The sequence below is a fragment of the Actinosynnema sp. NPDC037264 genome (assembly GCF_055603705.1).
Map to the genome: position 1 here is coordinate 281,403 of NZ_JBVJVK010000004.1, position 13,772 is coordinate 295,174.

Below are 13,772 nucleotides of genomic sequence, written 5' to 3' on the forward strand. Positions count from 1 at the left end.
AGGACCGACATGTCCCCGATCCTCAAGCCGGGCACCTCGTGGCCCGAGCTGTACGACCGGTGCGCCAAGGCCGCGCCCGAGGCGTTCCACCGCGACCGGCTGCTCAACCACGTCGCCGGCACGTGGCAGCGCATCGGCACGCCCGGTCACGCCACGTCACCCGTGGACGGCTCCACCATCGCCGGACCACCCCGGCTCGACGCCGCACAGGCCGAGCACGCCGTCGCGGCCGCCGTCGACCAGCACCGCGCGTGGGCCGCCGTGCCGTTGAAGGAGCGCAAGGCCCGCACCCTCGCCGCCCTGGCCGACCTGCACGCCCACCGCGACCTGCTCGCGTTGCTGCTGGTGTGGGAGATCGGCAAGCCGTGGCGGCTGGCGACCGCCGACGTCGACCGGTGCCTCGAAGGCGTCGAGTGGTACGTCGAGCAGATCGACCCCATGCTGCACGGCCGGACGCCGCTGCACGGCCCGGTCAGCAACATCGCCAGCTGGAACTACCCGATGAGCGTGCTGATGCACGCCATGCTCGTGCAGGCGCTGGCGGGCAACGCGGTCATCGCCAAAGCGCCCACCGACGGCGGCGTCGGCTGCCTGACCCTGGCGTGCGCCCTCGCCGTGCGGCACGGCCTGCCGCTCACCCTGGTCAGCGGCGGCGGGCGCGAGCTGTCGCCGGTGCTGGTCGGCTCGCCGGACATCGGCTGCCTGTCGTTCGTCGGCGGGCGTGGCGTCGGCGGCGAGATCGTCACCGGCCTCGACGCCACCAAGCGGCACGTCCTGGAGCAGGAAGGGCTGAACTGCTGGGGCGTGTGGGAGTTCGGCGACTGGGAGGCGCTGCGCCCGCAGCTGCGCAAGTCGTTCGACTACGCCAAGCAGCGCTGCACCGCCTACCCGCGGTACGTGGTGCAGCGGTCGTTGTTCGACTCGTTCCTCTCGGCGTACCTGGAAGCCGTCCGCGAGGTGACGTTCGGCCACCCGCTGGCCGTCACGTCACCGGACGACGACCTGCCGGACCTCGACTTCGGCCCCCTGATCACCGACGCCAAGGCCAAGGAACTGGGCGACGTCGTCGACGAGGCGATCGCCAAGGGCGGCGTGCCGCTGTACCGGGGCTCGCCGGACTCCGGCCGGTTCCTGCCCGACCAGCAGACGTCGGCGTACTTCGCGCCGGTCGCGATCCTGGCGCCGCCGCCGTCCTCGCCGCTGCACCACGCCGAGCCGTTCGGACCGGTGGACACGATCGTGCTGGTCGACACGGAAGCCGAGCTGCTGGCCGCGATGAACGCGAGCAACGGCGCGCTGGTGGCGTCGCTGTCGTGCGACGACGAGGCGGTTGCCCGTCGGCTGGCCGGTGAGGTGAACGCGTTCAAGTTCGGCCACAACAAGGCGCGTTCGCGCGGCGACCGGGACGAGGTGTTCGGCGGACGTGGGGCGTCGTGGCGCGGCGCGTTCGTCGGCGGTCCGTTGCTGGTGCACGCCGTCACCGAAGGCCCGCCCGGCGAACGGCTCTACGGCAACTTCCCGTCGTACTCCCTGTACCCGCCCACCTGAGTCGGAGGCTCGGATGTCTGTCGGCGTGGACCGGATCGTCCGCGACGTGGTTGCGCCCGCCGCTTCGTCCGTCGACCGCGACGGCGCCTTCCCCAGGGCGTCGGTCACGGCGTTGGGCGGGCTGCTCGGCATGACGATGTCCCGTGCGGTCGGCGGGCGCGGGTGCGGGTTGGCCGAGGTGGCGGACGTGGTCGAGCGGGTCGCGGCGGCGTGCGGCAGCACGGGTGCGGTGCTGCGTTCGCACTTCGCGGCGGTGGCGGCGGTGGATCGCCTGGGCGATCGGGCCTCGCGGGCGGCCGTCGCGGCCGGCGGGCATCTGAGCACGGTGGCGGTCTTCGGGCCGGGGTCGCACTTCCTGCTGCCGTCGGGCACGGCTTCGCGTCGTGGTGACGTGGTGGACCTGCGTGATCACAAGAGCGGTGTCGTGGCGGCGGGGGAGGCCGACAGCTACGTGTGGTCGAGCGAACCCCTCGCCGCCCACGGCACCACCACGTTGTGGCACGTGCCGGCGAACGCCCCGGGCTTGTTGGTGCCCACCAATCGCCCGGGCCTCGGCCTGCGCGGCACGTGCACCAGCACGGTCTGGGCGGATCCGGCCCACGTCCCCGCGGACCGCCTGCTGGGTTCGGACGGTCGCTCCTTCGACACCGTCGTGCACCACGTGCTGCCTTGGCACGTCGTGCTCGGCGCGTCGGTGGCGTTGGGCGTCATGGGCGGAGCCGTCGACGCCGTCGCATCACACATCGACCCCACCGAGCTGCTCCGCCTGCGTCTGCGCGCGGACGCCGTGCGCGTGCTGCAAGCAGACGCGGTCGCCGCCGTGGACTGGGAACCGGATAGGGCGAGACGCAAGCTGTGCCAGTTGGCGGTGCACGCCGCCGAAGCCCTGGCCTCGGTCACCGACCTGGCGCTGAAGGCGTCGGCCGAGATGCCCTGGCCCACCCGGTCCGCCGTGGAGCGCCACTTCCGCGAGGCGAGGGCCCTGAACGCCCACCCGCCGACCGCCGACGCCTTCACCGAGTTCACCGCCCGCGCCGAGCCGGACCACCCCAAGGCGACCCGGCTCGGCGCTTGACCTGCGCTTATCCTGTCCGCTCGATTCACGAACGGGTGAACCTGAAACTCCCCATCAACCACAACGCCGTTATCGAGGCCGTCGAACGTCGGTTGAAACGAAGAGGAGGCCCGACCAACCCACGGAACGCGCTCAGTGGCCAACCCACGGAACGTGCTCAGTGGCCAACCCGCAGAAGGCGCGTCCGTGACCAATCCGCGGGAGGCACCCGCGGAAGGCGCGTCAGTGCACCCCGAGCACGCCGTCCACCCGCCGCGGGATGCCCAACGGGTTGCCCTCGCGCAGCTCGGCGGGCAGCAGGGCGTCCGGCCAGGACTGGTAGGTCACCGGTGCCACCCACCGCCGGATCGAAGTCGCCCCGACGGACGTGTGGAGCGGGTTGGTGGTGGCCGGCCACGGGCCGCCGTGGTGCATGCCCCAGGCCACCGCGACACCGGTCGGCCAGGCGTTGAAGATCAGCCGACCCACGACCGGCCGCAGCGCCTCGGCGACGCGCCCCGCGTGCTCGTGCTCGGACTCGGCGGCGTGCACGGTGCCGGTGAGCGTGCCCGGCAGCCGGGGGAGGACCAACGCCAGCTCGGCCGGGTCGGTGTAGGTCACCACGACCGCCGCCGGGCCGAAGTGCTCCTCGGTCAGCTTCTCGAGGTTGTCCGCGAACGTCGCCAGCGGCACCTGGAACAGGCGCGGTTCGACGCTCCAGCCCTCGGTGGGCGCGGTGCCCTCGGCCACCAGGTCGGCCAGGCCGGAGGCGGCCAGGCCGTCGGTGCCGGAGCGGTACGAGTCGCGCATCCGCTCGTTCAGCATGGGGCCGCCCGCGGCGGCCGAGACGGCGTCCGCCAGGGCCGGGACCAGGGAGGCCGGGGCGAAGAGCAGGCCCGGGTTGGTGCAGAACTGGCCCACGCCCATGGTCAGGGAGCCGACGAACTCGGCCGCGAAGCCCTCGGGCCGCGCGGCGGCGGCGTCGGGCAGCACCACGGTCGGGTTGACGCTGCCCAGCTCGCCGTAGAACGGGATCGGGTCGGGACGGGCGCCGGCCAGGTCGTACAGGGCGCGGCCGCCCGCGGTGGACCCGGTGAAGCCGACCGCCTTGATCGCGGGGTGCTTGACCAGCGCCACCCCGGCCTGCTGACCGTGCACGATCCCGAACACGCCCGCCGGCACGACGGAGGCCACGATCCGCGCCGTCTCCCGCGACGTGCCGGGGTGCGACGGGTGCGCCTTCACGATCACCGGGCAGCCCGCGGCCAGCGCGGACGCCGTGTCGCCGCCCGCCACCGAGAACGCGAACGGGAAGTTCGACGCGGCGAAGACGCCCACCGTCCCGAGTGGACGGAGCATGCGCCGCAGCACGGGCCGCGGCGGGATGATGCCCGGGTCCGCCGAATCCAGCGTCGCCTCGACGTAGCTGCCCTCGCGCAGCACCTCGCCGAACAGCCGCAGCTGGTTCGTCGTCCGCTTCAGCTCACCCGTCAACCGCGGCACGCCCAGCGCCGTCTCCGCGTCCGCCAGTTCCACCAGCGCGTCGGCCGAAGCGTCGAGGGCGTCGGCCACGGCGTCGAGCACCGAAGCCCGCTCCACCGCCGGCAACGACGACCAAGCCGGGAACGCCGCCGCGGCCGCCCGGGCCAGCGCGTCCACCTCGCGGTCCGACGTCTCCGGCACCGCCGCGCCCACCGGCTCACCGGTCCGCGGGTTGTAACCCTGCTCGCTCATCGGCCCGCCTCCTTCACCGCGGTGTCGAACTCGGGCGTGCACCACACGCCGCCCAAGTACGTCATGGCCGGGGAGCCGGGATCCGGCGCGCCCGCGGCCAGGACCTCCTCCGCGTACACCTCGGAGTCGTCGGCGGACTTGTACCCCAACGCCTCCGCCTCGCTCAGCGAGAACCACCGCCGCGTGTTGTCCGACACGCCCCACACCACCCGGAACCCAGGCGACGGCGCCGACAGGCACGCCTCGAACAGCCGCGCGCCGTCGTCCGGCGACAACCACGTCGACAACATCCGCGCGTCACGCGGCTTCTCGAAGCACGACCCGATCCGGACCGCGATCACGTCGAGCCCGTACCGCGACGCGTACAGGCTGCCCAACGCCTCCAACGCCACCTTGCTCACGCCGTAGTACGTGTCCGGCTGCGGGAACAGGTAGTCGCCCGCCTCACCCGACCCGCGCTCGTAGTACCCGACCGCGTGGTTGGAGCTGGCCAGCACCACCCGGGACACCCCGGCCCGCCGCGCCGCCTCCAGCACCACGTGCGTGCCGTTGATGTTGACGTCCAGGATCTCCGCCCACGGCCGCTCCAGGCTGTGCCCACCGAGGTGGATCACCGCGTCGACGCCCGCGCACGCCTCCTCCATCGCGGCCTGGTCGGTCACCGACGCCGTGACCAGCTCGACCCGCTCACCGTCGGCGGCGGCCGGCAGCGGCGCGATGTCGAGCAGGCGCAGGGTCCGGTCCGGCGCGGCCAGTCGGGTGCGCATGAGCGTGCCGACTATGCCGGCGGCGCCGGTGATGAGGATTCGCTCGGTCACGTCGAGCCCTTTCGGAATCGGAACGGGAATCAGCGGCCGAACTGGCGCAGCAGTTCGGTGATCGTGCGGGCCGCGTGCAGCAGCGCTTCGACGACCTGGCGCTCGTGGTCCGGGTCGAGCCGACCCAGCGGCACCGAGCAGCTCATCGCGTCGAGCACGGGATTGCGGTAGGGCAGGGCGACGGCGAAGCAGCCGAGGCCCGGCGTGTTCTCCTCGCGCTCGTGCGCGTACCCGACCGCGCGGAAGCCCGCGAGCTGGGCGTGCAGCGCCGGGCGTTCGATGATCGTGTTCGGGGTCAACGGCGTCAGCCGCGCGGGCAGGATCGCGTCGACCTCGGCGGGCGTGCGGGCGGCGAGCAGCGCCTTGCCCAGCGACGTGGAGTGCGCGGGCAGCCGCCGTCCGACGCGGGACACCACGCGCAGGTGGTGCTCGGACTCGCGGCTGGCGAGGTAGACCACGTCCGCGCCGTCGAGGCGGGCCAGGTGGACCGTCTCGTTGATCTCCCGGCGCACCTGCTCCATGACGCGGATGGCGACCTGCACCACCGGGTCGTGGTCGAGGTACGACGTGCCGACGAGCAGGGCGCGCACGCCGATTCCGTACGTGCCGCGGGTGGGGTCGAGCTCCACCCACCCCCGGGCGACGAGCGTCTGCAAGAGCATGTAGAGGCTCGACTTCGGGTAGCTCAGCTCGCGGTGCAGTTCGGTCAGGGTCAGCGGGCGGTCCGACGCCGACAGCACTTCGAGCAGTTCCACAGTCCGATCGGCCGACTTGACCGCGTTCGGCCGAGCGGGTGACGCGGGTCCAGTCACCAAGTCCTCCACGGGAAACGTTCCGGCAACACGCACTTGACACGTCGCTGCGCCGATTCTTACAGTCCGCCCAACACGTTCACAAGTACGACCCTAATTCATATATATGAACAGTACGGCCGTGAACAGGAGTCGCCGTCCATGACACTCTCCCGCCGGTGCGCCACGGCCGTCGCTGTAGTGACCGTTGCGGGTCCGATCACGCACCCGACCTGCGGCTACCGGCCGTCCGACGGAGCGGCGCACCGCCACGCGCCGCCCTCGGCTCGAACGCGCCGCGCGGCGAGGTCGCCCGAGGTCCGCACCAAGTCTCCCGGCGCACGGCTCGGCGTCGAGGCAGACCCCGCCGGAACGACGGCATCCGCCGAACCGGTGAACTCCCGCGAACGGCCCGGGTTGCGCAACTCCTGGACTCGGACCGTCCATTCGCTCAGGGTGTCCCGGTGACACCGGTGGACACCGCCTTGGACGTGGGTGCGACGGCCAGTGGCGGCGGTGCCGTCGCGGCCCACCCCGTGGGGCGATCCCGACCTCGGGGTCGCCCCACGGAACCACACCCGAACCATTGTCACGTCGGCGGGGACTCGCTCATCAGCGCCGATGGTGCCCCTGCTGCTCCACTTCGCCGCCAGTGCGCTCGCCGCCTGCGCGCTGCCGCGCGAGGAAACGCAAAAGTCCTTCCTGCGTGGGATCACCACGGGAGCGATCAAGGGATGAAGGTCTGGGTATGCAACTGGATGGGGTGCTGTTCTTCCCGGTGACGCCGTTCGACGCGGACGGCGCGCTCGCGGAGGACGTGCTGGCCGAGCACGTCGAACGAGGGGTGGCGGCGGGCGCGGGCGGCGTGTTCATCGCCTGCGGCACGGGCGAGTTCCACGCGTTGGAGCCGTCGGAGGTCGAGCGGGCGGTGGCCGTCGCGGTCGAGGCGACCGCCGGGCGGGTGCCGGTGTTCTCGGGTGTCGGCGGCCCGCTGCCGACGGCCAAGCTGATCGCGCGCGCCGCCGAACGGGTCGGTGCGGACGGTTTGCTGCTGCTGCCGCCGTACCTGGTGACCAACCCGCCGAAGGGCCTGGTCAGGTACGTGACGGAGGTGGCGGGCGCGTCGGACCTGTCGCTGATCGTCTACCAGCGCAACAACGCGGTGTTCACGCCGGAGACGGCGGTGGAGGTCGCGTCGCTGCCGACCGTGGTCGGGTTCAAGGACGGGCTCGGGGACATCGACCTGCTGCACCGCATCGTGCTCGCGGTGCGCTCGGGCGTCGACAAGCCGTTCCAGTTCTTCAACGGCCTGCCGACCGCGGAGCTGACCGTGCCCGCGTACCGGGGCATCGGCGTGGACCTGTACTCGTCCGCGGTGTTCTGCTTCGCGCCGGAGATCTCGCTCGGCTTCTACCACGCGGTGCGCAGTGGTGACGACGCGTTGGTCAACCGGTACCTGTTGGAGTTCTACAAGCCGCTGGTCGAGTTGCGCGACAAGGTGCCCGGCTACGCCGTGTCACTGGTGAAGGCGGCCGTGCGGGCCACCGGGCTCGACGTCGGCGGCGTCCGCGCGCCGCTGCTCGACCCGACGCCCGAGCACGTGGCGGAGCTGGAGAAGGTCGTCGCGGCCGGTCGGAGCCTGGCCGCATGAAGATCACCGACATCACCATCACCCCCGTCGCCTTCCGCGACCCGCCCCTGCTGAACTCGGTGGGCGTGCACGAGCCGTGGGCGCTGCGCACCATCGTGGAGGTGCACACCGACGAGGGGATCTCCGGGCTCGGCGAGAGCTACGGCGACATCGGCCACCTCACCCGGATGCGCACGGCCGCGCCCGCGCTGGTCGGCCTGGACGTGCACGCGCTGAACGACATGCACTCCCGGATCGCGGCGGCGCTCGGCGGCGAGGCGGGGTCGGACCGGCACGGGCTGACCGGGCCGCTGACCGTCGAGTCCACTGTGGACCGGGTGTTCTCGCCGTTCGAGGTGGCGTGCTGGGACATCCGCGGCAAGGCCCTCGGCCGCCCGGTGAGCGACCTGCTCGGCGGCGCCGTGCGCGACGCCGTGCCGTACAGCGCGTACCTGTTCTACAAGTGGGCGGGCCACCCCGGCGCGGAGCCGGACGAGTTCGGCGAGGCGCTCGACCCGGCGGGCATCGTGGAACAGGCCCGGCTGCTCATCGAGCGGCACGGGTTCGGCTCGATCAAGCTCAAGGGCGGCGTGTTCCCGCCCGAGCAGGAGATCGAGGCGATCCACGCGCTGCGCGAGGCGTTCCCCGACCACCCGCTGCGGCTGGACCCCAACGCGGCGTGGACGCCGGAGACGTCGCTGAAGGTCGCCGAGGAGCTCGACGGCGTGGTCGAGTACCTGGAGGACCCCGCGCCGGAGATCGACGGGATGGCGGAGGTCGCGGCCCGCGCGCCGATGCCGTTGGCGACGAACATGTGCGTGATCGCGTTCGAGCACATCGCCCGGTCGGTGGAGGTGGACGCGGTGCAGGTCATCCTGTCCGACCACCACTACTGGGGCGGCCTGTCGCGGTCCAAGGAGCTGGCCGGGATCTGCCGGACGTTCGGCATCGGCCTGTCCATGCACTCCAACTCGCACCTGGGCATCAGCCTGGCCGCGATGACGCACCTCGCCGCGTCCACGCCGAACCTGAACTACGCGTGCGACACGCACTACCCGTGGAACGTCGCGGACGACGTGATCACCACGCCGTTCACGTTCGTGGACGGCGCCATCCCGGTGCCGACCGCGCCGGGGCTGGGCGTCGAGCTGGACCGCGACGCGTTGGCCCGGCTCGCGGAGAACTACCGGACGTGCGGCCTCGTGCAGCGCGACGACACCGGTTACATGCAGGAGCACGACCCGTCTTACGAGAGGAAGCGCCCCCGGTGGTGACCACCGTTGCGCACTTGTACCCCTGGGATGTCGTGGGGGACCCGTCCGCCGTCGAACGGGTCGCGTCGTTGGGGGTGGACGCGGTGGCCCTCGCCGCGTCCTACCACACGGTGCGGGCCGCGACGCCGTTCCACCCATCGCACCGGATGGTGGACGCGCGGCACGCGGCGTTCTACCTGCCCGTGCGGGAGGAGGCGTGGCGGGACAAGCGGTTGGTGCCCGCCGAACCGTCGTGGATGGGCGGTGCGGACTCCTACACCGAGGCTTCGGACGCCCTGCGGGCGGCCGGGTTGCCGGTGTACGCGTGGACCGTGCTGACGCACAGCAGCCGGCTGGGTGACGCTCATCCGGACGTGGCGGTGCGTAACGCTTTCGGTGACCTGTACCCGTACGCGCTGTGCCCGTCGAACGACGACGTGGTCGAGTACGCCCGGACGCTGGTGTCCGAGGTGCTCTCGCTCGGGCGGCCGGACGGGATCGTGCTGGAGGCGTGCGGGCCGCTGGGGTTCTTCCACGGCGGGCACCACGAGAAGACCGACGGCGCGGACTGGTCGGCCGTGCAGCAGAAGCTGCTGTCGCTGTGCTTCTGCGGGGCTTGCGCGCGGCGTTATGACGACCCGGAGGGGTTGCGCGCGCTGGTTCGCGCTGGGGTCGACAACGGTGTCGGCAGCGTGGACGAGGCGTTGGGGGATCGGACTGCCGACGTGCGCGCGGTGCGCACGGAGATCTCCCGTTCGCTGCGGCGCGACCTCGTGGGGTTGATCAGGTCGACGTCGCCGGGCACGCGCATCGCCGCGCACGCGACGGCCGACCCGTGGGGCACCGGGCCGTTCGCCACGGTGGCCGGGGGCGTCGACGCCGACGTCGACGTGCTGACGTTGACGTGCTGGCCGGGCGTGGACGCGTCGCTGCCCGCGATCCGCGCCTTGCGCGCGGAGACCGACGTGCGCACTGCCGCGTACGTGCTGGCCCTGCCGCCGAAGCCGGCGGACGGCGACGAGCTGCTGAAGGAGTGGCTGGCCTACGCGGAGGCCGGCGTCCAGGAGTTCCACCTCTACCACGCGGGCCTGGCCTCCGAACCCCGCCTGGCCGCCCTCCGCCACGCCATCACGGGCCTCGACCAAGCCCTCCGCTGACCCGCGTGTCGAACGTTCAGGTACCCCGAGTTCAACGCTCACGTCGGTCATCCAGGGCGCTGAGCGTTGAATTCAGGGGGTCCTGAGGGTTCGACACGCGGGACCTGGAGGTTCGGCGCGCGGGTTCACTGGATCGGGTAACTGTGAAGAAGGGTGGGCAACCCGCGGGGTGGGTTGGTCCGTCCTTGGGGCATGAGAAGCCTTGGAACCGCTATCGGCGCGGGTGTGCTGCTGGTCGTGCTCGCCGCCTGCGCAACGTCCACGCCCGTCGGTCCGGGCAACGGGCCGACGTTGACCACCTCGGCCGAACCCACCTCGCCCAGCGTCGAGGAGCCGGAGTTCGAGAGCCCCGTGCCGCCGGGCGGCCAGGAAGTGCCCGAGAACCGGATCGACGCGGCCGCCGTCCCCGAGGGCAACCCCACCACCACCTGGACCGAGGGTGACGGCAGCGTGCTCGGCGTCATCGCCCAGGAAGCCGGCTGCGGCAAGGCGAGCGTCGAGATCGCCGAGCAGAACGCCCAGGTGGTGAAGGTGGTGCTGGTCGAGACCACGCCGCTCGACCAGCCGGTCTGCACGATGGACATCCGCTACCCGCCGCTGACCGCGAAGCTCGACGCGCCGCTCGGTGACCGCACGGTCGTCCTGAGCACCCGGCAGGACCAGAAGTAATCCCCTCCGGTGCCCGGTCGGCCTGCCCCCGGTCGGCCGGGCATCGCCCGCTTTGCAACCTCGCGACCCCGAGTACCGTCCTCCAGCTATGAGGAACGTCAAGGTCGCCGTCGCCTTCTCCCTGCTCGCGCTCGCGGGGTGCAGCACCACCACCGACACCGCCCCGCCCGGCGGGTCGTCCACCACGGTCACCACGACGGGTTCGTCGTCTGCCCCGACAACGTTGTCATCCACCGCCGACGCCCAACCGACCGCACCGCCGCCGCAGACCAGCGCCGCGCCGCTGGCCGGCGGGCCGACCGAGGTGTCGGCCACCCAGGTCGACGGCGGCACGCTGCCCGACCACTACAAGCGGCAGGCGTGGACGTCGGCGGACGGCCGCACGGTCCAGGTCGTCGGCGTCGCGGGCGGCTGCCGGACGGCGAGCGCCGAGGTGACCGCCCAGTCCGGCGACCAGGTGTCGATCACCCTCGTCACGACCTACTACCCGCCGCCCGAGGGCGTCCAGTGCACGCAGGAACTGCGCGACGTGCCGCTGAACGTCACCCTCGACGCGCCCCTCGGCTCACGCCGCCTCGTCCTGGAGGCCCGCCAGGACCGGGCTTGACCTTCACGCGGACGTGAAGCTCTACGTTCGGTCCCCATGACGATCTTCACCGGCAAGGCGGTGGTCGTGACGGGCGCGGGCACGGGGATCGGACGTGCCGTCGCACGCGGGTTCGCCGCACAGGGCGCGTCCGTGCTCGCCGTCGGACGGACCGCCGAGACCCTGGCCGAGACCGCCGCCGACCACCCCGGGATCCGCCCGTTCACCGCCGACGTCTCCGCCGCCGAACGGGTGGTCGACGCCGCCGTCACCGAGTTCGGCCGGCTCGACGTGCTGGTCAACAACGCCGCCGTCCCCTCGGGCGACGCGATGGTCGCCACCAACCTGGTCGCCCCGATCCGCCTGGTCGAGGCGGCCCTGCCGCACCTGGAGGACACGCGCGGCGTCGTGGTCAACGTCAGCACGGCCATCGGTCAGCGCGGCTGGCCGATGCCCGGCGGTGAGCTGTACGCGGCGCTGAAGTCGGCGCTGGACTCCCTGACCAGGAGCTGGGCCGTGCAGTACGCGCCGCGCGGCGTGCGGGTGGTGGCCGTCGCGCCGGGTCCGATCGCGACGCCGATGCAGCAGGACGAGGCACGGCGCGCAGCGCTGATCGCCCGCGTGCCACTGGGCCGGGTCGGGCAGCCGGACGAGGTCGCGTTCTGGGTGATCCAACTCGCCCGACCCGAAGCCGCGTACACGACCGGTGTGGTGCTGCCCGTCGACGGCGGCGCGCTGGTCGGGTGACTACCCTGCGACGGGTGCGGATCGGCGAACTGGCACGGGCCACCGGCACCTCCACGCGGGCGCTGCGGTTCTACGAGGAGCAAGGCCTCCTCGACTCCGAACGCGCGTCCAACGGGTACCGCCGCTACGGTCCCGACGCGGTCGCCCGCGTGCGAGCCATCCGCTACCTGCTCGACCACGGCCTCACGCTGGAGGACGTCGCCCACTTCCGGCACTGCCTGCACGGCGACGTGGCGAACGCCGAGCCGGCCCCGGAGCTGGTCGCGGTCGCCGAACGCAGGCTCGCCGTGCTGACCAGCCGGATCGACGCGCTGATCGAGGTGCGCGATCACCTCGCGGACGGCGTGCGGCGGGCGCGGGCGGCCGAGCGGGTGAATACCTGAGAAACTTTCGCGTCACGGCTTCCGGTCGGACGGCGGGGCCGCCAGACTCCGATGACGTGAGACGACCTCTCGGCCTGGTGCTCGCCGTCGTGCTCGCGACGACCGCCACCCCCGCGCTGACCGCCACCGCGCTGACCACCCCCGCGTCCGCCGACACCGCCACGTCCGCCGACACCGCCGGGCAGTTCTCCGTGCTGACGTACAACGTCGCCGGCCTCCCGGAACCGCTCTCCGGGTCCGACCCGGCCGAGAACACGCCGCTCATCGGCGCACGCATCCGGGACTACGGGGTGGTCAACGTCCAAGAGGACTTCAACTACCACGCCGCCCTGTACGCCGCCGACAACCACCCGCACCGCACGCCCACCAGCGGGGGAGTGCCGTTCGGCGACGGCCTGAACACCCTCTCGGCCCACCCGTACAGCGACTTCACGCGGGTGAAGTGGGACAAGTGCAACGGCACGGACTGCCTCACGCCCAAGGGCTTCACCTACGCCCGCCTCCACCTGGCCGAAGGCGTCCACGTCGACCTCTACAACGTCCACGCCAACGCCGGCAGCACGGACGCCGACCTGGCCGCCCGCCGCGCGAACATCACGCAGCTGTCCCAGTACGTCGCCCGGAACTCCGCCGGCAACGCGGTGATCATCATGGGCGACACCAACACCCGCTACACCCGCACCGGCGACAACATCCGCGACCTCGTCCGCGCCAACGGCCTCACCGACGCCTGGGTGGAGCGCGTCCGGAGAGGCGTCGAACCCGCCCTCGGGGCGCCCGCGCTGGTGTGCGACCCGGCGAACGTCACCGACACGTGCGAGGTCGTGGACAAGGTCTTCTACCGCGACAACGCCCACGTCGACCTCACCGCCACCGCCTACCGCAACGACCACGCCTCCTTCCTCGACCCGGACGGCGAACCGCTGTCCGACCACTACCCGCACGCCGTCGGCTTCTCCTGGCGGCTCGCCGACCACCTGCGCCTGAGCGAGGAGTTCGGCGGCCCGCACGGCACGCCGTTCACCGACGTAGAGGCCATCCGCCCCGGCACGACGGTGCGCGAGGTGACGCTGAGCGGCGGCGCACGCCTCGACCGCATCGGCCTCACGCTCGCCGACGGCACCGCGCTCGCGCACGGCGGCACCGGCGGCACGCCGACCACGCTCACCCTCCAGCCCGGCGAGCACCTGACGACGGCCACGCTCACCCGAGGTCAGCGCGACGGCCGCACCCGGGTCTTCTCCGTCCGCATCACCACCACCCTCGGCCGAACCGTCACCGCCGGCACGCCCACCGCCGACCAGGTCACCTTCACCGCGCCCGCGGGCTGGCACATCGCCGGCTTCACCGGCCGTTCCGGGGCCGAGGTCGACCGGCTCGGCGTGGTCTACACCCGCTGACC

The 13,772-nt window shown here is 72.4% G+C and carries 13 protein-coding genes; 10 read left to right on the forward strand and 3 right to left on the reverse strand.

The genetic code is table 11. The features are described 5' to 3' along the window. Window positions 1-9: 9 nt before the first annotated feature. The gene (locus ACZ7GX_RS07635) at window positions 10-1,548 is read left to right on the forward strand and encodes an aldehyde dehydrogenase family protein (RefSeq protein WP_498773978.1); all 1,539 of its coding nucleotides are present in this window, start codon (window positions 10-12) and stop codon (window positions 1,546-1,548) included. Window positions 1,549-1,561: 13 nt separating this feature from the next. After that, window positions 1,562-2,623, forward strand: a complete 1,062-nt coding sequence (locus ACZ7GX_RS07640; protein ID WP_498773980.1) for an acyl-CoA dehydrogenase family protein — start codon at window positions 1,562-1,564, stop codon at window positions 2,621-2,623. A 222-nt stretch (window positions 2,624-2,845) separates the two neighbouring features. On the opposite strand, the gene ACZ7GX_RS07645 is transcribed toward ACZ7GX_RS07640, so the two are convergent. The 3 genes from ACZ7GX_RS07645 to ACZ7GX_RS07655 are packed head-to-tail and all read right to left on the reverse strand — an operon-like array spanning window position 2,846 to window position 5,966. Further along, window positions 2,846-4,336, reverse strand: coding sequence for an aldehyde dehydrogenase (NADP(+)) (locus ACZ7GX_RS07645; protein WP_498773982.1), 1,491 nt, complete (start codon window positions 4,334-4,336; stop codon window positions 2,846-2,848). After that, entirely contained in the window at window positions 4,333-5,154 is an 822-nt protein-coding gene (locus ACZ7GX_RS07650) for an NAD-dependent epimerase/dehydratase family protein (RefSeq protein WP_498773984.1), read from the reverse strand. Before ACZ7GX_RS07650 ends, ACZ7GX_RS07645 begins: the two co-directional genes overlap by 4 nt. A gap of 29 nt (window positions 5,155-5,183) precedes the next feature. Continuing rightward, complete coding sequence (locus ACZ7GX_RS07655) at window positions 5,184-5,966, reverse strand: IclR family transcriptional regulator (RefSeq protein ID WP_073895339.1); 783 nt, start codon at window positions 5,964-5,966, stop codon at window positions 5,184-5,186. 727 nt (window positions 5,967-6,693) lie between these two features. On the opposite strand from ACZ7GX_RS07655, the gene ACZ7GX_RS07660 reads away from it, so the two are divergent. The 8 genes from ACZ7GX_RS07660 (at window position 6,694) to ACZ7GX_RS07695 (ending at window position 13,770) form a co-directional block, all read left to right on the forward strand. Beyond that, on the forward strand, window positions 6,694-7,596 hold the full coding sequence (locus ACZ7GX_RS07660; RefSeq protein ID WP_498773986.1) for a 5-dehydro-4-deoxyglucarate dehydratase: 903 nt from the start codon (window positions 6,694-6,696) through the stop codon (window positions 7,594-7,596). Next, window positions 7,593-8,849: a glucarate dehydratase family protein gene (locus ACZ7GX_RS07665; RefSeq protein WP_498773988.1), complete on the forward strand. Its 1,257-nt coding sequence runs from the start codon at window positions 7,593-7,595 to the stop codon at window positions 8,847-8,849. Before ACZ7GX_RS07660 ends, ACZ7GX_RS07665 begins: the two co-directional genes overlap by 4 nt. 14 nt (window positions 8,850-8,863) lie before the next feature. Continuing rightward, complete coding sequence (locus ACZ7GX_RS07670) at window positions 8,864-9,985, forward strand: hypothetical protein (protein ID WP_498773990.1); 1,122 nt, start codon at window positions 8,864-8,866, stop codon at window positions 9,983-9,985. A 192-nt stretch (window positions 9,986-10,177) separates the two neighbouring features. After that, on the forward strand, window positions 10,178-10,654 hold the full coding sequence (locus tag ACZ7GX_RS07675; protein WP_498773992.1) for a hypothetical protein: 477 nt from the start codon (window positions 10,178-10,180) through the stop codon (window positions 10,652-10,654). Window positions 10,655-10,742: 88 nt separating this feature from the next. Continuing rightward, complete coding sequence (locus tag ACZ7GX_RS07680) at window positions 10,743-11,261, forward strand: hypothetical protein (RefSeq protein ID WP_498773994.1); 519 nt, start codon at window positions 10,743-10,745, stop codon at window positions 11,259-11,261. 36 nt (window positions 11,262-11,297) lie between these two features. Continuing rightward, window positions 11,298-11,987, forward strand: coding sequence for an SDR family NAD(P)-dependent oxidoreductase (locus ACZ7GX_RS07685; protein WP_498773996.1), 690 nt, complete (start codon window positions 11,298-11,300; stop codon window positions 11,985-11,987). Between the two features lie 14 nt (window positions 11,988-12,001). Further along, window positions 12,002-12,370 carry a MerR family transcriptional regulator gene (locus ACZ7GX_RS07690; RefSeq protein WP_498773998.1) on the forward strand — a complete coding sequence of 123 codons (369 nt, stop codon included), beginning with the start codon at window positions 12,002-12,004 and terminating at the stop codon, window positions 12,368-12,370. Between the two features lie 56 nt (window positions 12,371-12,426). After that, window positions 12,427-13,770 (forward strand): jacalin-like lectin, encoded by a 1,344-nt coding sequence (locus tag ACZ7GX_RS07695; protein WP_498774000.1) that lies wholly within the window; start codon window positions 12,427-12,429, stop codon window positions 13,768-13,770. Window positions 13,771-13,772: the final 2 nt, after the last annotated feature.

Coding starts and splice junctions, on each gene's coding strand:
- ACZ7GX_RS07685 (WP_498773996.1), top strand. CDS start 11,298: ATGACGATCTTCACCGGCAAGGCGGTGGTCGTGACGGGCGCGGGCACG.
- ACZ7GX_RS07645 (WP_498773982.1), bottom strand. CDS start 4,336: ATGAGCGAGCAGGGTTACAACCCGCGGACCGGTGAGCCGGTGGGCGCG.
- ACZ7GX_RS07665 (WP_498773988.1), top strand. CDS start 7,593: ATGAAGATCACCGACATCACCATCACCCCCGTCGCCTTCCGCGACCCG.
- ACZ7GX_RS07675 (WP_498773992.1), top strand. CDS start 10,178: ATGAGAAGCCTTGGAACCGCTATCGGCGCGGGTGTGCTGCTGGTCGTG.
- ACZ7GX_RS07660 (WP_498773986.1), top strand. CDS start 6,694: ATGCAACTGGATGGGGTGCTGTTCTTCCCGGTGACGCCGTTCGACGCG.
- ACZ7GX_RS07680 (WP_498773994.1), top strand. CDS start 10,743: ATGAGGAACGTCAAGGTCGCCGTCGCCTTCTCCCTGCTCGCGCTCGCG.
- ACZ7GX_RS07640 (WP_498773980.1), top strand. CDS start 1,562: ATGTCTGTCGGCGTGGACCGGATCGTCCGCGACGTGGTTGCGCCCGCC.
- ACZ7GX_RS07635 (WP_498773978.1), top strand. CDS start 10: ATGTCCCCGATCCTCAAGCCGGGCACCTCGTGGCCCGAGCTGTACGAC.